At 64.3% G+C, this 19,961-nt stretch carries 22 protein-coding genes and 1 pseudogene; 12 read left to right on the top strand and 11 right to left on the bottom strand.

Features of this window, described 5'->3' with window-relative positions; translation table 11 throughout:
* Window positions 1-51: 51 nt before the first annotated feature.
* Window positions 52-945, top strand: a complete 894-nt coding sequence (locus tag BEK68_RS10805) for a LysR family transcriptional regulator (protein ID WP_012436307.1) — start codon at window positions 52-54, stop codon at window positions 943-945.
* Window positions 946-962: 17 nt separating this feature from the next.
* Here the strand turns inward: BEK68_RS10805 and BEK68_RS10800 are convergent, their stop codons facing one another.
* The 7 genes from BEK68_RS10800 to BEK68_RS10770 form a co-directional block, all read right to left on the bottom strand.
* Window positions 963-1,721, bottom strand: coding sequence for a 3-hydroxyacyl-CoA dehydrogenase (locus BEK68_RS10800; protein WP_004631797.1), 759 nt, complete (start codon window positions 1,719-1,721; stop codon window positions 963-965).
* Between the two features lie 159 nt (window positions 1,722-1,880).
* Window positions 1,881-2,549, bottom strand: a complete 669-nt coding sequence (gene adk, locus BEK68_RS10795; protein WP_004631799.1) for an adenylate kinase — start codon at window positions 2,547-2,549, stop codon at window positions 1,881-1,883.
* A gap of 345 nt (window positions 2,550-2,894) precedes the next feature.
* Window positions 2,895-3,701 carry a 3-deoxy-manno-octulosonate cytidylyltransferase gene (kdsB, locus tag BEK68_RS10790; protein ID WP_004631801.1) on the bottom strand — a complete coding sequence of 269 codons (807 nt, stop codon included), beginning with the start codon at window positions 3,699-3,701 and terminating at the stop codon, window positions 2,895-2,897.
* Window positions 3,702-3,717: 16 nt separating this feature from the next.
* Complete coding sequence (locus BEK68_RS10785) at window positions 3,718-3,906, bottom strand: Trm112 family protein (RefSeq protein WP_004631803.1); 189 nt, start codon at window positions 3,904-3,906, stop codon at window positions 3,718-3,720.
* A gap of 69 nt (window positions 3,907-3,975) precedes the next feature.
* Entirely contained in the window at window positions 3,976-5,025 is a 1,050-nt protein-coding gene (gene lpxK / locus BEK68_RS10780) for a tetraacyldisaccharide 4'-kinase (RefSeq protein WP_012436306.1), read from the bottom strand.
* Between the two features lie 31 nt (window positions 5,026-5,056).
* Window positions 5,057-5,485, bottom strand: a complete 429-nt coding sequence (locus BEK68_RS10775) for an ExbD/TolR family protein (protein WP_012436305.1) — start codon at window positions 5,483-5,485, stop codon at window positions 5,057-5,059.
* Between the two features lie 28 nt (window positions 5,486-5,513).
* Entirely contained in the window at window positions 5,514-6,134 is a 621-nt protein-coding gene (locus BEK68_RS10770; RefSeq protein WP_024542269.1) for a MotA/TolQ/ExbB proton channel family protein, read from the bottom strand.
* Between the two features lie 1,076 nt (window positions 6,135-7,210).
* Between BEK68_RS10770 and xseA the strand changes: the two genes are divergently transcribed.
* Together xseA and sodB are read left to right on the top strand one after the other, a co-directional pair.
* Entirely contained in the window at window positions 7,211-8,620 is a 1,410-nt protein-coding gene (xseA, locus tag BEK68_RS10765; protein ID WP_012436303.1) for an exodeoxyribonuclease VII large subunit, read from the top strand.
* Window positions 8,621-8,767: 147 nt separating this feature from the next.
* Window positions 8,768-9,346, top strand: coding sequence for a superoxide dismutase [Fe] (gene sodB, locus BEK68_RS10760; RefSeq protein WP_009241368.1), 579 nt, complete (start codon window positions 8,768-8,770; stop codon window positions 9,344-9,346).
* A gap of 350 nt (window positions 9,347-9,696) precedes the next feature.
* Here the strand turns inward: sodB and BEK68_RS10755 are convergent, their stop codons facing one another.
* Complete coding sequence (locus BEK68_RS10755) at window positions 9,697-10,524, bottom strand: DUF2167 domain-containing protein (RefSeq protein WP_012436301.1); 828 nt, start codon at window positions 10,522-10,524, stop codon at window positions 9,697-9,699.
* Window positions 10,525-10,670: 146 nt separating this feature from the next.
* A complete protein-coding gene (locus tag BEK68_RS10750) occupies window positions 10,671-11,216 on the bottom strand; it encodes an ester cyclase (RefSeq protein WP_012436300.1) in 546 nt (181 codons plus the stop codon).
* A 252-nt stretch (window positions 11,217-11,468) separates the two neighbouring features.
* Here BEK68_RS10750 and BEK68_RS10745 point away from each other — a divergent pair, with 252 nt between their 5' ends.
* The 7 genes from BEK68_RS10745 (at window position 11,469) to BEK68_RS10715 (ending at window position 16,709) form a co-directional block, all read left to right on the top strand.
* Window positions 11,469-11,999, top strand: a complete 531-nt coding sequence (locus BEK68_RS10745) for a hypothetical protein (RefSeq protein ID WP_012436299.1) — start codon at window positions 11,469-11,471, stop codon at window positions 11,997-11,999.
* A gap of 109 nt (window positions 12,000-12,108) precedes the next feature.
* On the top strand, window positions 12,109-12,879 hold the full coding sequence (locus tag BEK68_RS10740) for an IclR family transcriptional regulator (RefSeq protein ID WP_012436298.1): 771 nt from the start codon (window positions 12,109-12,111) through the stop codon (window positions 12,877-12,879).
* A 62-nt stretch (window positions 12,880-12,941) separates the two neighbouring features.
* Window positions 12,942-13,706 (top strand): glutamine ABC transporter substrate-binding protein, encoded by a 765-nt coding sequence (locus tag BEK68_RS10735; RefSeq protein WP_012436297.1) that lies wholly within the window; start codon window positions 12,942-12,944, stop codon window positions 13,704-13,706.
* 15 nt (window positions 13,707-13,721) lie between these two features.
* Complete coding sequence (locus BEK68_RS10730; protein WP_012436296.1) at window positions 13,722-14,390, top strand: amino acid ABC transporter permease; 669 nt, start codon at window positions 13,722-13,724, stop codon at window positions 14,388-14,390.
* Window positions 14,387-15,187: an amino acid ABC transporter ATP-binding protein gene (locus BEK68_RS10725; protein WP_004631828.1), complete on the top strand. Its 801-nt coding sequence runs from the start codon at window positions 14,387-14,389 to the stop codon at window positions 15,185-15,187. Before BEK68_RS10730 ends, BEK68_RS10725 begins: the two co-directional genes overlap by 4 nt.
* Window positions 15,184-16,131 carry a formimidoylglutamase gene (gene hutG, locus BEK68_RS10720; protein ID WP_012436295.1) on the top strand — a complete coding sequence of 316 codons (948 nt, stop codon included), beginning with the start codon at window positions 15,184-15,186 and terminating at the stop codon, window positions 16,129-16,131. Before BEK68_RS10725 ends, hutG begins: the two co-directional genes overlap by 4 nt.
* Window positions 16,128-16,709: a HutD/Ves family protein gene (locus BEK68_RS10715; RefSeq protein WP_012436294.1), complete on the top strand. Its 582-nt coding sequence runs from the start codon at window positions 16,128-16,130 to the stop codon at window positions 16,707-16,709. Before hutG ends, BEK68_RS10715 begins: the two co-directional genes overlap by 4 nt.
* Window positions 16,710-16,812: 103 nt before the next feature.
* On the opposite strand, the gene BEK68_RS10710 is transcribed toward BEK68_RS10715, so the two are convergent.
* Window positions 16,813-17,097 carry an HU family DNA-binding protein gene (locus tag BEK68_RS10710; protein WP_003272088.1) on the bottom strand — a complete coding sequence of 95 codons (285 nt, stop codon included), beginning with the start codon at window positions 17,095-17,097 and terminating at the stop codon, window positions 16,813-16,815.
* A gap of 311 nt (window positions 17,098-17,408) precedes the next feature.
* Here BEK68_RS10710 and BEK68_RS10705 point away from each other — a divergent pair, with 311 nt between their 5' ends.
* The gene (locus BEK68_RS10705; RefSeq protein WP_004631845.1) at window positions 17,409-18,161 is read left to right on the top strand and encodes an oxidoreductase; all 753 of its coding nucleotides are present in this window, start codon (window positions 17,409-17,411) and stop codon (window positions 18,159-18,161) included.
* Window positions 18,162-18,211: 50 nt separating this feature from the next.
* Here the strand turns inward: BEK68_RS10705 and BEK68_RS10700 are convergent, their stop codons facing one another.
* Window positions 18,212-19,543, bottom strand: coding sequence for an MFS transporter (locus BEK68_RS10700; RefSeq protein ID WP_004631847.1), 1,332 nt, complete (start codon window positions 19,541-19,543; stop codon window positions 18,212-18,214).
* Window positions 19,544-19,723: 180 nt separating this feature from the next.
* Between BEK68_RS10700 and BEK68_RS10695 the strand changes: the two are divergent.
* Window positions 19,724-19,961, top strand: a pseudogene (locus BEK68_RS10695) (hypothetical protein); the annotation flags it as partial.

Genomic DNA, 19,961 nt, shown 5'->3' with positions numbered 1-19,961 from the left:
CCCTATCTAGAATACAAATGCATTGATCGAATCAATTCATACGTCGTCGGCATGAATGTGACCTTGCGCCAGTTGCGCGTCTTTCTCGCGGTGGCACGTGCGCACAGCTTCAGCCGGGCGGGCGACACCATTGGCCTGACGCAACCGGCCGTGAGCCGCTCGATTTCGGAGCTGGAAGGCGAACTGGGCTTGAAGCTGCTCGATCGCACCACCCGCGAAGTCGTGCTGACGGAAGTGGGCCGCTCGCTGGCGACGGCGCTGGATCGCCTCGTCGCTGATCTGGACGACACGTTGCAACAGGCGCGACAGGTGAGCGAGCAGCGGCGCGGCCGCGTTGTCGTGGCGTCCAGTCCGACCGTGTCGACCCGGTTGATGCCGGTCTACGTGGCGGAGTGCGCGGTGCGCTATCCAGACATCCGCATGATCGTGCGTGACTCCGTGCAGGTCGACACGCTGCAATTGATCCGCACAGGCGGAGCCGATTTTGGGGTGGTGGTGGAACCCCTCGATACCGAAGGCCTATGGACCGAGCCACTGCTGGTCGATCCGTTCTGCCTCGTCTGTCGCAAGGATCACCCGTTCGCGCAGCGCAGCAGTGTGCGCTGGAAAGATTTGCATCGCACGGCGGTCGTCCTGCTCGACCATGCTTCGGGCAGCCGCCCGCTCATCGACCGCATTTTCCTGCGCCACGGCGTTCACCCGGACGTTGCGCAGGAGATGGGTCACAGCAGCGCCGTATTCGGCATGGTGGAAGCTGGTATCGGCGCGGGCGTGGTGCCGTCGCTGTCGTTGCCGCTGCCGTCCTCGTCGCCATTGGTGGCGGTGCCGTTGTCCCCTAAGGAAACGCGCGCCATCGTGCTGGCGCGTCGGCATGACCGGTCGTTGTCGCCGGCGGCCGAAGCGGCGTGGCAGATGATTCGCCGGATGGCGCTGCCAGCCGCCTGACGACCGGATCGCTGCGCTTACTTCGGCTGCATGCGGATGGCGCCATCCAGGCGGATGGTCTCACCATTGAGCATCGGGTTCTCAACGATCGCACGCGCGAGCTGCGCATATTCCGACGGCTTACCCAGGCGCGGTGGGAACGGCACCATCTTGCCCAGCGCGTCCTGTACTTCGGCCGGCATGCCGAGCAGCATCGGCGTTTCGAAAATGCCCGGCGCAATCGTCATCACGCGGATGCCGTCACGCGACAGGTCACGTGCAATCGCCAGCGTCATCGCCACCACGCCGCCCTTGGACGCCGCGTAGGCCGCCTGACCAATCTGCCCGTCAAACGCAGCCACCGATGCCGTGTTGATGATCACGCCGCGCTCGCCGCCGGCGTTGGGTGTGTTGCCGGCCATGGCCGTCGCGGCCAGGCGGATCATGTTGAAGGTGCCGATCAGATTGATGTTGATCACGCGTGCGAACTGGTCCAGCGGGTGCGGCCCCGTCTTGCCCACCGTGCGCGACGCCGTTGCAATCCCTGCGCAGTTCACCAGCCCGCGCAGCGTGCCCAGCGATGTGGCGGCGTCCACAACGGCTTGCCCGTCCGCTTCGGACGTGACATCGCAGCGCACGAAGCGACCGCCCAGTTCCTGCGCCAGCGCCGTGCCGGCGGCCTCGTTCAGGTCTGCAATCACCACGTTGCCGCCGGCCTCGGCCAACGTGCGTGCCGTGCCTGCGCCCAGTCCCGACGCGCCGCCGGTGACGATGAATACCTGATCGCGAATCTCCATGCCATGTCTCCCTGTGTGTGGTTTGCGAGTTACTTGACGTTTACGTTCGCGTCAAGTTCAGCGTCGTATGGTAGCGCGAAGCGGCCGTCGATCGCGCAAAAAAAAAGGCGCCTCATAATCGAGGCGCCGTTCTTCCTGGCGTGTAATGCGCGGGAGCGCTTAGTCCTGCAGCGCTCCGAACACGCGGGCCGTGATTTCGTCGACATTGCCCACGCCGCTGATCTTGCGGTACTTCGGCGGCGCAACCTTGGCGGCGCTGTTGCCGTTGGCGGCCCACTGCGAGTAGTAGTCCACCAGCGGACGCGTCTGGTTCTCGTACACGTCCAGGCGCTTGCGCACGGTGTCTTCCTTGTCGTCGTCGCGCTGGATCAGCGGTTCGCCGGATTCGTCGTCCACGCCTTCGGTCTTGGGCGGGTTGTACTTGACGTGGTACGTGCGGCCCGACGCCACGTGCACGCGACGGCCGCTCATGCGCTCGATGATGGCGTCGAACGGCACGTCGATTTCCAGCACGTAGTCGATGGCCACGGCGGCATCTTTCATGGCTTCCGCTTGCGGAATGGTGCGCGGGAAGCCGTCGAACAGGTAGCCGTTCTTGCAGTCAGGCTGCTGCAGGCGGTCTTTCACGAGGCCGATGATGATGTCATCCGATACCAGGCCGCCGGCATCCATCACCTTCTTTGCTTCGATACCCAGCGGGGTACCGGCCTTGACGGCCGCGCGCAGCATGTCGCCGGTGGAGATCTGCGGAATGCCGAACTTTTCGCAGATGAATTTCGCTTGCGTACCTTTGCCGGCGCCGGGCGCGCCCAACAGAATCAACCGCATGGTGACGAGTTCCTCAAGTTTTCGAATCCTGTCGCGCTGTCAGGGTGTGTGAAGCGCGTTGGGAATCGGTCCAAGAGGGCGGATTCCCAATACGCCTGCGGGTAAAACCATGGCGACGTAATCGACGCGAACAGGCAGCCTAGCGGGCGAAGTTGACGCCAGCCTTACCGGACTCTGGGGAATCAGGCGTCCGCCGGACGGCGGCACCCATGGCTCGATTTGTCTCCCTGTCGCCGCTGTGGCGCCTGCGTGGGCGCCGTCATGCGGCTTGTCGTCCTCGCGATTATGCCATGCCGGGGCCGGGGTTTTGGCAGCCCCGCGCGCAAACTTCAGAGAAATGCGGGCTCAGGGGCCGTCCTGCGCCAGGAGTTCAGCCCAGGCAGCGCGTACCCGGGTAAGGTCTTCGGGGGTATCGACTCCGGCGGCGGGAGCGTCATCGGTGGTCAGCACGGCAATGCGCTCACCGTGCCACATCGCGCGTAGCTGCTCCAACTGTTCGGTCTGTTCGATGGGGGCGGCGGCCAATTGCGGGAAGCGGCGCAGGAACCCGGCGCGGTACGCGTAGATGCCGATATGGCGCAGCACGGGCATGGCCGGCAGCGGGCGTTCCGCAACGGACCCGGCCATGACGGCGGGCGTCCAGGTGTCGCGCGCCCACGGCAGCGGTGCGCGCGAGAACAACAGTGCGCGATCGGCGGCGTCGAGCACCACCTTGACGACATTTGGATTGAATACGTCGGCCGGGTCGTGAATCGGATGCGCTGCAGTGGCGATGGCGCAGTCGGGGTGGTCGCGCAGATGCGCGGCCACGTTGTCGATCAGCGTTGGGGCGATCAGCGGTTCGTCGCCTTGCACGTTGACGACGATGGCGTCATCGGGCAGCCCCAGCACGGTGGCCACTTCGGCCAGACGGTCGGTGCCGGATGCGTGGTCGGCACGCGTGAGCACGGCTTCCACGTGATGCTGCATGCAGGCGTCGGCGACCGACGCCGCATCGGTGGCAACCACCACGCGCGCGGCAGACGACTGATGCGCGCGTTCAGCCACGCGCACCACCATCGGCTTGCCGTCGATGTCGGCCAGCGGTTTGTTGGGCAGCCGCGTGGACGCCAGCCGCGCGGGAATGACAGCGATGAACGGCGCGTGCGACATGACGGTGACCTTCGTATCAGGCCGGATCGACCGGCGTGCCTTCCACGGTCTGGCGTGCTTCATCGGCCAGCATGACGGGGATGCCGTCGCGGATCGGGTAGGCCAGCTTGTCGACGTGGCAGATCAGTTCGTTGTTGGCGCGGTCGTGTTGCAGCGTGCCCTTGCACAACGGGCAGACGAGGATTTCCAGCAGGCGATTGTCCATGGCGGTAGAGGCTCCGTGGCGGCCGCTCAACAGGTAGGGCGGCGCGCCGGTACAGCGGAAGGGGTGGCGTTATTGTGCGCTTGCCTTGAGCGTTGCGCGATCGGCCAGGGCGCGCACGCGCTGGCAGACCTGTTCGACCAGCGCCGGGTCGACCACCGGTGTGGTCGGCACCACCCAGATGCGCGGGTCGTCGAGATGGCCGCATTTTACGGCATCCTTTTCGGTGATCAGGATGACCTCGGCGTGGCTGTCGGTGAAGGGGTTGTTGGCGAAATCGTAGTGGTCGGGCAGCGGCAGCGTGCTCGGCTTGAGGCCGGCGGCACGCAGCGAGGCGAAGAACCGCTCGGGGTTGCCGATGCCGGCCGCAGCCAGCAATTGACCGCCTTCGATGCGTGCGAACTGAGCCAGCGGGCGGCGCAGCGCGGGGTCGGCCAGGTTGTAGGCGTCCTGCAGCTCGAGGCGCATGCCAAAGACGTTCGGGCGGTCGGGCGTGGCGCGGTAGTTGGGGTCGTTGATGAGCGTGGCGTCACGGCGGCGCGTCATCGGCTCGCGCAACGGGCCGGCGGGCAGCAGGAAGCCGTTGCCGCCCATGCGTGTGTCGAACACGATGATTTCGATGTCGCGGCGCAGGCGGTAGTGCTGCAGGCCGTCGTCGCAGACGATCACGTTGCAGCCGGGGTGCGAGGCCAGCAGCGTCTGCGCGCACAGCACGCGGTCGGGGAAGACCCACACCGGCAGATCGGTGGCGCGGGCGATGAGCAGCGGTTCATCGCCGACGTCTTCTGCGCGGGAGTGTTCGCGCACGGGGCGGGGATGCTTCAGTTGTGCGCCATAGCCGCGCGAGACAATGCCCGGCCGCAGACCCGCTTCAGCCAGCGCCGAGGCCAGCGCAATCACGGCGGGCGTCTTGCCGGCGCCGCCTACGGTGACGTTGCCGACCACCACCACCGGCATCGGTAGGCGCACCGAGCGCAGCACGCCAGTGCGGAACAGCAGCCGGCGCAGCGCGCTTACCCCCCCGAACAGCCAAGACAACGGCCACATCACCCACGCAAACCAGCCGCGTTGCTGCCATTGGCGGGTGACGAAGCTGGCGAGGCGGTGCTGGGCGACGGGCATGCGGCGTGATGGTGGTTGAGAGACGGGTCTCTTAGCGGGCGTTGCCGGTTTGCGTGGCGAAGGTCAGATGCGAGAGACCGGCCACCCGCGCCGCTTCCATCACATTGACCACCGCCTGATGTGCGGCCTGCGCATCGGCGTTGACGATGACGATGGGCTCGGAGCCGCCGGCCTTACCTGCGGCATTGCGCAGGGCATCGGCCAGGCTGGTGACATCGCGGGTGTCGAGCACTTGCTTGTCGACGGAGTAGACGCCGTTGGCGGTGACGGACACGACGATCTGACCCGGGCGCTCGGTGGCCTTTTCAGCCTCGGCGGTCGGCAGGTTGACCTTCAGTTCTGTGTAACGGGAATACGTGGTCGTGATCATCAGGAAGATGAGGATCACGAGCAATACGTCGATCAGCGGGATCAGGTTGATCTCCGGCTCTTCGCGGGCACGGCGCGGGCGGAAGCGCATGGCTGTTTCCAGTGAGGCGTTGCCCGGATCAGCCGCGCCGCGGCGGCAGGATCGCGTCGAGGTACGTGGTGGACAGATGCTCCAGCTCGACCACGTAGTTATCCACCACGCCACGGAAGTAGCGCCAGAAGATCAGCGTCGGGATGGCCACCACCAGGCCCAGCGCCGTGTTGTACAGCGCGACCGAGATACCGTGCGCCAGCGCCTGCGGGTTCGTGCCTGCGGCGGTCTGGCTGCCGAAGATCTCGATCATGCCGACCACCGTGCCGAACAGGCCCATCAGCGGCGCCACCGAGGCAATCGTGCCGAGCGCGTTCAGATAGCGCTCCAGGCGGTGCGCCACGTTCTGGCCGGCTTCTTCCACCACTTCCTTGGCGGCATCGCGCGTGGTGTTCGGATGCAGCACCACATGGCGCAGCGCAGCGGCCAGCAGGCGGCCCAGCGGCGAGCCCTGTTCCAGCGTGTTCACCACTTCTGGGGTGGCGCGGCGCTGATGCGCGACGGCCAGCGCCTCGTCATACACCTTGGGCGGAATGATCTTCTTGTGTTGCAGGGCGACGAAGCGTTCGATGATGAGCGCGAGTGCGAGCACCGAGGCGATCAGCAGCGGCCAGATTGGCCAGCCGGCGGCTTGAATGATGGAAAACACTGGACAACCCGTTTTGTCGTTGTGGAAGGAGTGTGATTCTGTTCTGGTTTGCTGCTAGTGCCGTCCGCGTCCCCGAACGCTGTTCGTTGCGGCAAAAACAGGCAGCACTCTAGCGCGTCGGACCTGCCACGGCAACACGATGGCGCAGCATCGCGACAAGCGCAGACGATGGTCAACGCGCTGTCACGAAAGATGCTGGCCGCGGCAATCCACAGCCAAGCGGGACAGTCTTGTGGACGGGTTGTGGACATTGCCCGAACAAGCAAACTAAGTGCTTGATCTGAAAGGGAGTTCGGTGCCGTGCTTAAAAAGTATGCAAACGGCATTTCGGTGGTCAATCCATGAACAAGCGCTGTGGGGCCCGGTAAAACGGCGAGTAATCCCCACCGCTGCGGGACAGTTGTGTGGATGGGTTGTGGACATTGCCTCAACAAGTACGTTAAGTGCTTGATCCAAAAGGAAGTCCGATGGCGTGCTCAAAAATGATGCAACCGGCGTTTTGGCGTTGATCAGGAGAAAAATGAGGGCGTGCTTCAAAAAACCGCCAGGAAATCCACAGCGATCCGGGACAGTCTTGTGGATGGGTTGTGGACATTGCCCGGACAAGCAACTTAAGTGACTGATTCAAAAGGGTGTTCGGCACTTCGCTTAAAAGTTGTGCAACCGGGGGGAGGCTCAAAAAAATGGGGATGCTCGCCGCGAACGTGTGAGAATCGACGGCCGATTTATCCACTGCCCGGGCGTCACACCACGGTTTTCCAGCGCCGCTGTGGATAACTTTGTGAACATCCCTGGGGCGCTTGCGCTAAATGGTTGACGCAGAACGAAATTACTTGCGCTGCTGAAATTTTGACATGGGTGGATTTTTCATAAGAATCAAAGGGTTGCGTCAAGATGCACAGAGCGCGTCACCTCACCTCTGTCAAGCTTGACAAGCACGTTATGCTGTGGACAGGTAGCCCGGCCAGCGTGAGTTGCCTCCCCTATTCAAGGTAGATGTCGCCCCAAAGCCTCATTTTTTTGCGCTCCTCGCACCACTTATGACCCCGCCACCGTCTTCCCGCCGCCCGTTTTGGATGGATGCCACTGCACCCACGGCCACATCCGCGCCGGAGGTGTCGGCTGCACCTGATGCCGCGTCAGCACCGAACCGGGGCGGGCAGGAGGTGCTCTCCGTCAGCGATGTCAATCGCCGCATTGCGGGGCTGCTTGAACGCAACTTTCCGCTGGGCTGGGTGCGCGGCGAGATCTCGAACTTCACGCGCGCGGCCAGCGGCCATTGGTATTTCTCGCTCAAAGATGCAGCCGCGCAGATCCGCTGCGTGATGTTCAAGGGCCGCAACCAGTACGCCGATTTCACCCCGCGCGAAGGCGAGGCCGTGGAGGTTCGCGCGCTGGTCACGCTGTATGAAGCGCGCGGCGAACTGCAATTGAGCGTTGAAGCCATCCGCCGGGCAGGCCTGGGCAATCTGTACGAGGCTTTCCTGCGGCTGAAGGCCGCGCTGGAGGCGCAAGGCCTGTTCGACGTCGACCGCAAGCGGCCGCTGCCACGGCATCCGCGCGCGATCGGCGTGGTGACGTCACTGCAGGCGGCGGCCTTGCGCGACGTGCTGACCACGCTGCGCCGGCGCGCGCCGCATGTGCCGGTGGTGGTGTATCCCGTGCCGGTGCAGGGTGCCGGTGCGTCGGAGCGTATCGCTGCCATGCTGGAACGGGTCAATGCCCGGGCAGAGGTCGACGTTGTCATCCTGTGCCGGGGCGGAGGCAGCATTGAAGACCTGTGGGCCTTCAATGAAGAACCGGTGGCCCGTGCGGTGGCCGCATCCGAAATTCCCATCGTGGCAGGTGTCGGGCATGAAACAGATGTGACTATCGTCGACTTTGTGGCCGATGTGCGCGCACCCACCCCGACTGCTGCGGCCGAACTCGTCAGCCCCGATCGTGCCCGCATGCTGCGCGATGTGGGCCGCGACTGGGATGCGCTGTCCGCCCAGTTCCGCCGCCAGCTCGATCGCCGCGCTCAGACCGTCGATTGGCTCGCGCGCCGCCTGCGCAGCCCGCAGACCCAGATGCGCGAACGCCGCACGCAGCTCGCCCACCTGGAGGGCCGCCTGCGCTTTGCCCTGACGGGCCGCGTGCAGCGCGCGGAACATCTGCAGCGTCTGCTGACGATGCGTCTGGCGGCAGCCCGCCCCGACGCCACGCGAGAGCGCACTCGGCTGGACCAAGCCGAAGCAACGCTGGCACGCGTCATGCGACACACGCTGTCTCGCGCCCAAGAACGCCTGGCACGTCAGCACACCGGCCTGGAACTGCTGGCGCCGCAGCGCACGCTGGAGCGCGGCTATGCGGTGCTGCTCGACGCCAAGGGCCATGCCATACGCGATCCGCACGCACTGCATGCCCGGGCACGGATCGAGGCGCGACTGGCGCAGGGTACGGCCGACATCGAAATCGCCTGCGTGCAACCGAAGCTCGAACTGTGACCGGCGCATGACCTTATAGCGGAAATGATCGCGATTCCGCACGCGTTTAGCGGTTATTCCGTCTATTTAGCCCGCGGTTTGCGCCGGTTTTGCAAGTCTCCTACAATCGTCGCTCCCAACCTGTACAACCCACAGAAGGCAAGAACAATGGAACACACGCTCCCCCCGCTGCCGTACGCCCAAGACGCTCTGGCGCCGCACATCTCCAAGGAAACGCTGGAGTTCCACTACGGCAAGCACCACCAGACCTACGTCACGAACCTGAACAACCTGATCAAGGGCACCGAGTTCGAGAACCTGAGCCTCGAAGACATCGTCAAGAAGTCCTCGGGCGGTGTGTTCAACAACGCCGCACAGGTCTGGAACCACACGTTCTACTGGAACGGCCTGAAGCCGCAAGGCGGCGGCGCTCCGACCGGCGCGCTGGCTGACGCCATCAACGCCAAGTGGGGCAGCTTCGACAAGTTCAAGGAAGAGTTCACCAAGACGGCTATCGGCACGTTCGGTTCGGGCTGGGCCTGGCTGGTGAAGAAGGCCGACGGCTCGCTGGATCTGGTGTCGACCTCCAACGCCGCCACGCCGCTGACGACCGACGCGAAGCCGCTGCTGACCTGCGATGTGTGGGAACACGCGTACTACATCGACTACCGTAACGCCCGTCCGAAGTACGTCGAGGCGTTCTGGAACCTGGTCAACTGGGACTTCGTTGCCAAGAACTTCGCCTAAGGCGAATCGCTTGTAGCGTGACAATATAGTTCGGAAAATGGCGTAATAGTTTGGAAATTCGAACATGTTGTGGCGCTAAAGTCCGGAAAGCGCAATTGGATCAAGGCCCTCTGCAAGCAGAGGGCTTTTTCTTTTGGTCGCAAAATTCGGATTTTCTTACTCGCGCAGGATGGCTGAGACGGGGCGGGGCCGCAGCCTACTAGATTTGCTACCTCAATTCTTAAGGGTGATCTAGATACTACTAAGTATTAAAAATAATATAAATAAATCACTGCCACAATTCAACGCGGTAAGTCAAACAAATTCTGGACGTAATAATTCCAAAAGAGTATGTTTTCGTTGGTTGTGATTTAAGATCCTATTGGATCGCTAGACAGAGCTTGCTTTTCCAACGTAAGAAAACCTCGAGCCTGCCGCCACGGCCACTCGTCCGGCTGTAGGTTGCTGCGGCAACCGATTTGCTCTGTCTGTTGCCGGGCTGATGGGCGACCATGCCTCGAAACCTCTTTAAGGTTGTGGTTGCGGCCGGTGATCAGGTTCAGGCTGATATAGCCGTCGCGCCCCAGTGCGTAGGTGTTGTAGTTGACCGCACCGGGATCATCGGCCGGCTGGCCCTTGGAGCGTGCAGCCATCGACCAGATGAGGCGGTGCGTGGCGGCTTCATAGTGCGGACGCTCGACCCAGCCCTGGATTTCCAGTGCGGGGATGCCGCGCTTCTCGCGCTCTTCGTTGGCGGCGGCGGTGCCTTCCTTGAGCGATTTGTACAGATCGTCGACGTTCCAGTCGCGGGCGTCGTCGTCCTTGATGTAGCCCGAGGCCTCGTACTTGGCGACGACCATCCATTCGTCTTCGTCGCTAGTGGGCATGACCAGGCCGAGCATGTCGGGGTTGTTGCTGTTGCCCATGGCGTGCATGAGCTGCCCGGCGGCCGGCTGCGGAATGAACACCTCGTTCTTGCCGATCTTCAGTGTGGCCTGGTCACGCAGTTCGATCGACGTGGGGCCGACCCTCGCGGCGGCCTTGGCGGCCGCCCACGCCTGCTTCATTTCCTGTTGCCGATCGCTGGCCTGTTGCGCGTGGGCTGCCGTAGCGCCCGTCAAGCCCGTTGCGCCTAGCACCGCCGCGCACGCGAGCGCGCTCGCGCAGGCGCGCAGCGCGCCCTGAAACCCCTTGCCCATGTGCTTCTCCCGAAGATGTTCTTATGTGTTGATTGGCTCGATTTTTCTGACGCTTTGGCAGCCGCCAAAGCGGTCTGCAAGCTGCGCGGAAGCATAGCGGGAGCGGGGCGCTGGGCTGTTAATGGGCGTTAATGAAGCCGTGAGGATTACGGTTGAAGGCCCATCTGCCGCAGCAGCGTCTGGTTGTCTTCCAGGTGCCAGTTCTCGGCGATCTTGCCGTCGGCAATCCGGTACAGGTCGAAGGCCTGGAAATCGATCGGCTGGTTCTGCCCGTGCGTGCGGCCAAACTCGCCGGTGAAGTGTCCGCGAAAGCGCAGGTGAACCGAGACGCGGTCGCCGGCGACGACCATGTCTTCGATCGCCACGCGCATGTCCGGCACGGCCGTGCGGAACGCCTTGGATGCGTCGAGCGGACCTTGCGTGCCCTGCACGCGCCCCGCTGGCAGTGTGCGGTCGACAAAGGACGGTGACAGCGCTTCGGTGGCATAGCGCGCATCGCCGGTATGCCAGAAGGTGGCGTAGCGGCGCGCTGTCAGCACGGCGGCCGCGGCCTGCGGCGTGTCCGCTGCGGCGACGTGGTCCGGGCGGATGAGGTCTGCATCGGACGTTGACGCAACCGCGGCCGGAGCAATGACGAGCGCAATCGGCAGCGTCAGCACGGCGGCTGCAAGCAGGGCGGGGCGGATGAGCATGGTGGACTCCGTTGGTGGTGAAGCGCTGCACTGTAGATTTCCAATCGCAGACGATAAAGGTCTCGTGAGTCGATCTGGTTTCAATCCGGATTTGATGATCGACTGCCATGCCGGTCGCCCGCACGAACGCAATGCTGCGCACGTGATAGTCGGTATCGCGCGCCCAGCTGCGTTCAAATGGTCCGCGCCGCGCCAGGTTTTTCTAGACTGGCCCTTCATCGAACAGACGCATGAAAAACAAGGGAGGGGACGGTGGATCTGAGCTACATCCTGTCGCGCACGGAGCGCGGCACGCAGGAACTGCAAACGCGCAGCGGGCACGTCACGCATCGGCAGCGGGCGATCCTGCTGCTGGTCAATGGCGAGCGCTGTGCGGCGGACATCCTGGCGCAGTTGAGCAGCGCCGGCCCCGATATCGACGACCGTGCCGAAGACCTCGCGCGCCTGATTGCCGACGGCTATGTCGCAAGCCGCGCGCCAACCAAGGTGGTGCCCAAGCCCAAGACGTCGCCCCAGCCGGCGCCTGCCACGCCATTTGCGCCGCGCCATGTGCGGCAGGCTTCGATTGCGGACTGGCGCCTGAGCCAAGCGGGCGCGTTCTCGGCCTTGCAGCGTTATCTGGCCGAAGGTCCGGAAGCGCCGATCGACTTTCTCAACGGCTTGGCCGCCCCGCTGTACACCGCGCTGACGACGTGCCGCAGCGAGGCATCGGCCCACGCCGTCGTCGCGTTTCTGGAAGCGCGCCTCGAGGAGGAGGCCGGGAATGTGACCGCGGCGTCCTAGGTGTAAATACTGAATTCGCAATCCATTCCCGTTGGGTGGGAATGTCACGTTGATGTATTGAGAAAATCGTCGCATTCTCCGTCGCAACATCACTCGACGGAGTTTCGCGATGACCGAGCCGGGCCAGGCACCTTCACCAGCTCAATCCGCTGCCGCTACCAGCGGCTCGGACCGCGTGCTGATGGTGCTCGCCACCATCGCGCGCCACGGCCGCCCGGTTGCGGCGCGCGAGCTGGTCGAACTGACCGGCCTGCCGCAGAGCACGCTCTACCGTCAGGTCGCGATGCTCAAGCGCTGGGGGTTCGTGCTCGAATCGGCCGGCACCTATGCCCCGGGGCCGATCAGCTTGCAGCTCGCACTCGGTTTCGACCACGCTTCGCATCTGGTGCAGGAAGCGCGCATTGGCATGGCCAAACTCGTGGTCGAGTCGGGCGAATCGGTGGGGCTGGTCGTGGCCGTGAAGGATCAGGCCGTCTGCCTCGAGATGGTCGAGAGCCAGCAGTCGCTGCGCTGCTCGTTCGAGAAAGGGCGCGGGGTGCCCCTGCTGGCCGGCGCTTCCGCCAAGTCGTTGCTCGCCTTCATGCCGCCCGCTGCGGCGCGCGCCATCCTCGCTGACTTGCTGGCCGTCGATGCCGACACCCAGGCGCAATTGCAAGCCGAACTCAATGACATTCGCGCCGCCGGTTATGCGCTGTCCGAAGGCGAGGTCGACCCGGGCGTCTGGGGCGTGAGCGTGCCGGTGTTCCGGCTGCCCGGCCACGCGCTCGGCTCCATCACATTGATGGCGCCTGCAACGCGCGTGCGCGGCAAGGAGCAGCGCCTGATCGACATGACCGTTGCAGCGGCTGCGTCCATTTCTGCGCGATTGCAGGACCTCTGAATTTTCGATTTTTCCGCTTCGTTTTTTTCTCACCCCACATGCATCACACAAGGAGACCACTCATGGGGAATCGTCGTCAGTTCATGCATTCGATGCTGGCTTGTGCCGTGGCGTTGTCCGCTGCGGCGTCCTTCGCAACCGCTGCGCACGCTGCTGGGGAGCCGTTGCGGGTGGCTACCGACGCCACGTTCGCGCCGATGGAGTTTGTCGAAAACGGCAAGCGCACCGGCTTTGATGTGGACCTGATCGATGCGCTGGCCCGCACCCTGGGCCGCCCGGTCGAGTGGACCGACATCGACTTCAAGGGCCTCGTGCCGGGCCTGATCTCGCGCCGCTTCGACGTGGCCATTTCGGGCATCTACATCACGGAAGAGCGCAAGAAGGTGGTGGACTTCACGGTGCCGTACTACCACGGCGGCCTGGTCGCGCTGGTCAAGCAAGGCAACACGGCCATCAAGACGCCGGCGGATCTGAACGGCAAGAAGGTCAGCGTGCAGGTGGGCACCAAATCGGTCAACTACCTGCGCGAGAACTACCCGAAGGTCGAACGCGTGGAAGTCGAGAAGAACAACGAGATGTTCAACCTCGTCGAGATCGGCCGGGCCGATGCCGCTGTCACAGGCCGCCCCGCCGCCGCGTACTACGTGAAGGCGCGTCCGGGCCTGCGCCTGGTTGAGCCGGCACTCACCACCGAGGAATACGGCATCGCCGTGCGTCGCGATCAGCCCGAATTGACCAAGGCACTGAACGCCGCGCTGGAGAAGATCAAGGCGGACGGCACGTACGACCAGATCGTCAAGAAGTGGTTTGGCACCACCGCGAAGTAACGACCGGACACGCTGATGGAACTGGATTTTTCTCCCGTCTGGGCCGGATGGCACGACATCCTGCGCGGTGCGATCGTCACCGTTGAGGTGACGGCCGCCGCGCTGGTGCTCGGTTGCGTGCTCGGCTTGCTGATCGGCATCGGGCGGCTGAACCCGCGCCGCCGACTCATCTACGGCATCTGCACGGTGTACGTGACGTTCATCCGTGGCACGCCGCTGCTGGTGCAGCTCTTCCTGCTGTTCTTCGGGCTGCCGCAGTTCGACATCCTGCTGCCGGCGTTTGTGTGCGGCGTGCTGGGGTTGGGCGTGTATTCGGGCGCTTATGTCTCGGAAATCGTGCGCGGTGCGATCCAGTCGGTGGATCGCGGGCAGATGGAGGCGGCACGCTCGATCGGCATGTCGTCGGCGCAGTCGATGCGCGCCATCATCCTGCCGCAGGCCGTGGTGCGGATGATCCCGCCGCTGGGCAACGAGTTCATCGCGCTGATCAAGAACTCGGCGCTGGTGTCGCTGCTCACGATCCACGACCTGATGCACGAAGGGCAGAAGATCATCAGCGTGTCGTATCGCTCGCTGGAGGTGTATCTGGCGATTGCGCTGGTGTACCTGGTGCTGACCAGTGCCGCCAGCTATCTGCTGCATCGGCTTGAACGCAACATCCGTGCGGGAGGCATGGTGCAATGAATATGGCGAATGCGAACCCGCAAACTCTGAAATCTGCGCTGGATGTCCCGATGATCCAGATTCGCGGGCTTACCAAATCGTATGGCGATCACACCGTGCTCAAGGGCATCGACTTCGAAGTCGACGCCTCGCAGGTGGTGGTCGTAATCGGCCCCAGCGGCTCGGGCAAGAGCACGTTCCTGCGCTGCTGCAACGGGCTGGAAATAGCCGAAGGCGGCACCATCGACATCTGCGGCAAGCGCCTGATCGACGACGGCAAGTTGCTGCCCGATGGCGAGTTGAACCAACTGCGGCAGCAGGTTGGCATGGTGTTCCAGTCGTTCAACCTGTTCCCGCATCTTTCTGTGCTGCACAACGTCACGGTGGGCCCGCGCATGCTGAGTGGCAAGTCAAAGCACGAAGCTGAAACGGAGGCGCGCGAGCTGCTGCAGAAAGTGGGCCTGGCACACAAGGCCGATGCGATGCCCGCAAGTCTCTCGGGCGGCCAGAAGCAGCGCGTGGCCATTGCCCGTGCGTTGGCCATGCGGCCCAAGGTGATGCTGTTCGACGAGCCGACCTCCGCGCTTGACCCGGAACTCGTGGGTGAAGTGCTGCAAGTAATGAAGCTGCTCGCCAAGGAAGGCATGACGATGTTGGTCGTCACGCACGAGATGGGTTTCGCGCGCGAGGTGGCCGACGTGGTGGTGGTGATGGACGGCGGCGGCATCGTCGAAGCCGGGCCGCCGTCGGTCATCTTTGGCGAGCCCAAGGAAGCGCGCACGCGTTCGTTCCTGCAAGCGGTGCTGACACGCGCATGAGGACGATGTTCGATGCCTCCGTCTGGCAGGGGCGTGACGACACCGGCGAGCGCGGTGACGTGACGCGCCTGTTCCAGGTTGTGCTGTCGCATGATGCGACGACGTTGTCCGGCGTGCCCGCGCTGCTGGGCTTTGCGTGCGATGCGGGCGTGGTGCGCAACCACGGGCGTGCGGGTGCGGCACTGGGCCCGCGGGAAATTCGCCGTGCGTTGGCCAACGTGCCCGCGCATGGCCTGTCGGTGCTCGCCGACGCGGGCGATGTCACGTGTGACGATGGCGATCTGGAAGGCGCGCAAGCCACACTTGGCGAAACTGTGTGCGAGTTGCTTGATGCCGGCGCGCGCCCGGTCGTGCTCGGCGGCGGCCACGAGGTTGCCTTCGGCACCTACCAGGGCCTGCGCCAGCATTGGCAGAAGCAAGGCTGGTGCGGGCGTCTTGCGGTCGTCAATTTCGATGCGCATTTCGACCTGCGCACGAGCCGCCCCGGCAACTCCGGCACGCCGTTCGACCAGATCGCCGAAGACTGCGCCGCGCACGGCATCGACCTGACGTATTGCTGCCTCGGTGTGAGCCGCCTGTCGAACACGCCCGCGCTGTTCGACCGCGCCGACGCGCTGCACGCGCACTACGTGGAAGACACCGTCATGCAGGAGCGGCACCTCGATGCGCGCACGGCCGATCTCGATACATGGCTGGCTGATGCCGATCACGTCTACCTGACCATCGACATGGATGTGCTGGCCGCCGCCGTGGCGCCGGGCGTTTCCGCACCCGCGGCCTATGGCATCACGCTGCCGATGCTCGAAGCCCTCGTGCAGCATGTCTGCGCCACCGGCAAGGTGCGCGTGGCGGATATCGCCGAGACCAACCCCGAATACGATCAGGACCGTCGCACCGTGCGCGTTGCGGCGCGTCTGGCCTATCACCTGTTGCGCCGTCCATGAAACTGATTCCTGCAGTTGCAATGCGCCGCATGCCGTGGAAGAACGGCGGCGGTGTCACGACTGAAATCGCCATCGCGCCCGCTGGCGCGACGCTCGACAATTTCGACTGGCGCGTGAGCACCGCGCAGGTCGATGCGGCCGGGCCGTTCTCGCGTTTTGCCGGCATTGACCGATCGCTGGCGGTGATTGCGGGCGGCCGGCTGACGATGCATCGCGCCGACGCCGAAGCTCTGACGCTCGCGCCCGGCGAGGCACCCGCGCGCTTTCCCGGTGAAGTCGATGTGCATGCCACGCTCGATGCGCCGCTGTCGGATTTCAACGTGATGACGCGGCGCGACGCCTGGGCGCATCATGCCGAGGCGATCGCGCTGGCAGCCGGCGAGCGCCGCTCGCTGCCGCGCTTGCACCGGCGGGGCATGCAATGGCTGGTGTATTGCGTGCACGGCGTGTTGTCGATCGGCGCTGACGATGTCCCGCAGGGCGCCGCGGCATGGCTCGATGCAGAGTGCGATGCTGACACGGTTGTCGCGCGTGTCGGTTCGGTCGGTTACCTGGTGGGCTTGTGGCCGGTCGCCTGACGTAGCGCCAGGTCAAACCAAATGCACCAAAAGAAAAGGGACCCCGTAGGGTCCCTTGCAAGTCTCCCGGTCCGGCATGCATGCCGGGCTCGGCAGAAGACTCTTACTTCTTCTTGTTCACGGCGTCCTTGAAGCCCTTGCCAGCCGTGAACTTCACGGTCTTGGTTGCCGGGATCTTGATGGCTTCGCCGGTGCGCGGGTTGCGGCCGGTGCGTGCAGCACGCTTGCCCGACGAGAACGAACCGAAGCCAACCAGCGTGATGGTGCCGCCCTTGGCGACGGTCTTCTTGATGTTTTCCAGCGCGGAGTTCAGCGCGCGCTCGGCGGCGGCGTTGCTCAGTTCAGCGTCTTTCGCAATGGCGGCTACGAGTTCGGATTTGGTCGTCATGTCAGTTCCCCACTTCAGGTTTGTTGGACAGCGTTGTACTGCGACCCGTTTTATATCACCGTTGCGAAGGGTTGCACATCCCCTAACTGCAAGGGTTTGCGGGCCGTTGCTTGCAGCCGACACTTGTCCCGCCTGGGTTTGCGGGCGAGCATCCGGGAAACACCCTATACCGACGCGGTTTGTTTGCATTTCCGCCAGCGTTCTTTACGCCGGAAACGCACCGAAAGCGCGCAGGCAGCACGGCAGCGAACCGGTTCGTCAGACGCCGTACACTGTGTCCCAGCGCCTGTGCCAACTTCATGGAGAACATCATGTCGAGTGCGCAAATGCCTGTCGGACAAGGCTTCGCGGCGGGCGGCGAAGCGCCGGAGCAACCGCGCGGACCGTCCGTTCTGGTGGCCGGCGCCAACGGGCTGGTGGGCCGCGCGGTGGTGCATCGGCTCGTTGCGCAGCCGTGGGCGGGCGGCGTGACCGCGCTTGTACGGCGGCGCGGGGCCTTGACAGCAGGGCAGGCGGCGCCCGGTCGATTGCGCGAATGCGTGGTCGATTTCGATCGCCTCGATGCGCCCGAAACCCAGTCTGCGTTTGCCGCCGATATCGTTATCTGCGCGCTTGGCACGACGATCCGGCAGGCCGGTTCCCAGGCGGCATTCCGGCGCGTTGATGTCGCGTATCCGGCTGAACTGGCGCGGCGCGCGTTTGCCGCTGGCGCGCATCATTTTCTGCTGGTGAGTGCGTTGGGCGCCGATGCGCGCTCGCGGGTTTTCTACAACCGCTGCAAGGGTGAGGTGGAGGCCGAAATCTTGTCGATCGGCTTTCCGTCGGTGACGGTTGTCCGGCCTTCGCTGCTGCTCGGCGCGCGCGCAGAATTTCGGCTGGGTGAACGCATTGCGCAAGGCCTGTCGTGCGCAATCGGATGGATGGTGCCCAAGACGTGGCGGCCGGTGCCGGCGGAATCGGTTGCGGCGGCGCTCGTCATGGCGGCGCGGGTGGATGCGCCCGGTGTGCGTGTGCTGGAGAACGCGGCGTTGCTTGCCGCAAAAGACGAACGGCCGGTGGGATGATCCACCGGCCGTTGTTCGGCCTAGTTTCGTTTCGGGGCTATTTCACGCGATCATTTTTCGATCGGCTTGCCCGTGCGGTCGTGCATCAGCGCCAGCGCAAACACGCTGATGATGGCAGCGGCCATCACGTAGTACGACGGTGCGAGCTTGCTGCCCGAGCTGGCAATCAACCACGTCACGATCAGCGGGGCAAAACCACCGAAGATGGTGACCGCCAGGTTGTACGAAATCGACAGGCCGGTGGAGCGTACCGCCGTCGGAAACTGCTCGGCCAGCACGGCCGGCGCCGGACCCGTAAACGCCGCCAGCAACACACCCAGGATCACCTGCACCTGCAGCAGCGTCTGCACCGTCGGGTTGACGTTGAGCCAGTGGAAGAGCGGATACGCCGCTGCTGCGATGACAAGCGCCACCGTGCCCAGCATGCGCTTGCGACCGATGCGATCGGACAGCGTTCCCATGAGTGGGCACAGCACGAAGATGATCGCGCCGCAAAGCGCCGTCGACTGGAACGTCGCGCCCAGGGGCAGCCCCAGCTGTTGCTTTGCATACGTCGGCATGTAGAACACCAGCGTGTAGGTGCAGACGGTCCAGAGAATCGTCACGCCCAGGCCACCCAGCACCTCGCGCGGATGATCGCGCAGCACTTGCGACAGCGGTGCCAGACGCGACTCCTTTGCCGCCTTTGCCTTCTGCGCTGCGAAGGCGGGCGGCTCGTGCAGGTGCGAGCGGATGTACATGCCGACCGGCCCGATCAACAGGCCGAACAGGAACGGAATGCGCCAGCCCCACGCATCGATCTGCTCCGGCGACAGACCGTTCGTGACGATCGCACCCATGGCGGCGCCCAGGATGAACGAGATGCCCTGGCTCGCCTGCTGCCAGCTTGCGAAGTAGCCGCGCCGTTCGTCCGGTGAATACTCGATCAGGAACGCCGTGGCGCCACCGACCTCTCCGCCCGCCGAGAAGCCCTGGATGAGCCGCGCGATCACGATGAGGATGGGCGCGCCGATACCGATCTGCGCGTACGTCGGTGCAAGGCCGATGATGGCCGTGCCGATCGCCATCAGCATGATGGTGAGCGTGAGCGCAGCCTTGCGGCCCACGCGGTCCGCATAGATGCCAAGGACGACAGCGCCGACGGGGCGCATGAAGAATCCCACGCCGAACGTGGCGACCGTGAGCATGAACGAGGTGAAGTCGTTGCCGGTGGGGAAGAACAGCTTGGCGATGATGACGGCGAAAAAGCTGTAGACCGTGAAGTCGAACCATTCGAGGCCGTTGCCGATGGTGGCGGCGATGATGGCCTTGCGTCGGGTGGCCGCAGTGATGGCGGGTGCCGGTGCCCCATCGCCGTGGGTGGGCGCTGCCGTGGCTTGCATGGATGTGTCCTCCAGTGTTCTATGGGCATCGCCTGCCTCGATCTCTCCCCAGCGTGGGCGGCGAAGCGGTCATGGTAAGTGATCCGGCAAGGATTCGCTGCGGCGGTATACGAAGTCCTTGGAATTGAAGCAACCAAACGCTGTCGAACGCATATGCACATGCGTCCAACGGAGCACATCATGAGCCGCACACTGCAACGTCGCCGTCGTGCCGTCATCCTGCCGGGCGCGGTGGCCGCGTGCGCGGTCGTCTTGCTGGGGGGTTGCGTGGTCGCGCCGTATTACGACGCCTACGGGAACCCGATCGCCCCCGCAGTCGTGGCGCCTGCGCCAGTGGCGGCGTATCCGTCCTATCCGTACGACCCCTATTACTACTACGGGCCGGCCTATTACCCAGCGCCGGTGTACCCGGCGCCGG

It is taken from the genome of Ralstonia pickettii, from assembly GCF_001699815.1.
GTDB classification, from domain to species: domain Bacteria; phylum Pseudomonadota; class Gammaproteobacteria; order Burkholderiales; family Burkholderiaceae; genus Ralstonia; species Ralstonia thomasii.
The sequence above is the reverse complement of the archived record's forward strand: the minus strand, read 5'-3'. Positions and strand labels throughout refer to the sequence as shown.

Bases quoted from the DNA above. Each gene is read 5' to 3' on its own strand.
- BEK68_RS10805 (WP_012436307.1), top strand. From the start codon at position 52: ATGAATGTGACCTTGCGCCAGTTGCGCGTCTTTCTCGCGGTGGCACGT.
- BEK68_RS10800 (WP_004631797.1), bottom strand. From the start codon at position 1,721: ATGGAGATTCGCGATCAGGTATTCATCGTCACCGGCGGCGCGTCGGGA.
- adk (WP_004631799.1), bottom strand. From the start codon at position 2,549: ATGCGGTTGATTCTGTTGGGCGCGCCCGGCGCCGGCAAAGGTACGCAA.
- kdsB (WP_004631801.1), bottom strand. From the start codon at position 3,701: ATGTCGCACGCGCCGTTCATCGCTGTCATTCCCGCGCGGCTGGCGTCC.
- BEK68_RS10785 (WP_004631803.1), bottom strand. From the start codon at position 3,906: ATGGACAATCGCCTGCTGGAAATCCTCGTCTGCCCGTTGTGCAAGGGC.
- lpxK (WP_012436306.1), bottom strand. From the start codon at position 5,025: ATGCCCGTCGCCCAGCACCGCCTCGCCAGCTTCGTCACCCGCCAATGG.
- BEK68_RS10775 (WP_012436305.1), bottom strand. From the start codon at position 5,485: ATGCGCTTCCGCCCGCGCCGTGCCCGCGAAGAGCCGGAGATCAACCTG.
- xseA (WP_012436303.1), top strand. From the start codon at position 7,211: ATGGATGCCACTGCACCCACGGCCACATCCGCGCCGGAGGTGTCGGCT.
- sodB (WP_009241368.1), top strand. From the start codon at position 8,768: ATGGAACACACGCTCCCCCCGCTGCCGTACGCCCAAGACGCTCTGGCG.
- BEK68_RS10755 (WP_012436301.1), bottom strand. From the start codon at position 10,524: ATGGGCAAGGGGTTTCAGGGCGCGCTGCGCGCCTGCGCGAGCGCGCTC.
- BEK68_RS10750 (WP_012436300.1), bottom strand. From the start codon at position 11,216: ATGCTCATCCGCCCCGCCCTGCTTGCAGCCGCCGTGCTGACGCTGCCG.
- BEK68_RS10740 (WP_012436298.1), top strand. From the start codon at position 12,109: ATGACCGAGCCGGGCCAGGCACCTTCACCAGCTCAATCCGCTGCCGCT.
- BEK68_RS10735 (WP_012436297.1), top strand. From the start codon at position 12,942: ATGGGGAATCGTCGTCAGTTCATGCATTCGATGCTGGCTTGTGCCGTG.
- BEK68_RS10730 (WP_012436296.1), top strand. From the start codon at position 13,722: ATGGAACTGGATTTTTCTCCCGTCTGGGCCGGATGGCACGACATCCTG.
- BEK68_RS10725 (WP_004631828.1), top strand. From the start codon at position 14,387: ATGAATATGGCGAATGCGAACCCGCAAACTCTGAAATCTGCGCTGGAT.
- hutG (WP_012436295.1), top strand. From the start codon at position 15,184: ATGAGGACGATGTTCGATGCCTCCGTCTGGCAGGGGCGTGACGACACC.
- BEK68_RS10715 (WP_012436294.1), top strand. From the start codon at position 16,128: ATGAAACTGATTCCTGCAGTTGCAATGCGCCGCATGCCGTGGAAGAAC.
- BEK68_RS10710 (WP_003272088.1), bottom strand. From the start codon at position 17,097: ATGACGACCAAATCCGAACTCGTAGCCGCCATTGCGAAAGACGCTGAA.
- BEK68_RS10705 (WP_004631845.1), top strand. From the start codon at position 17,409: ATGTCGAGTGCGCAAATGCCTGTCGGACAAGGCTTCGCGGCGGGCGGC.
- BEK68_RS10700 (WP_004631847.1), bottom strand. From the start codon at position 19,543: ATGCAAGCCACGGCAGCGCCCACCCACGGCGATGGGGCACCGGCACCC.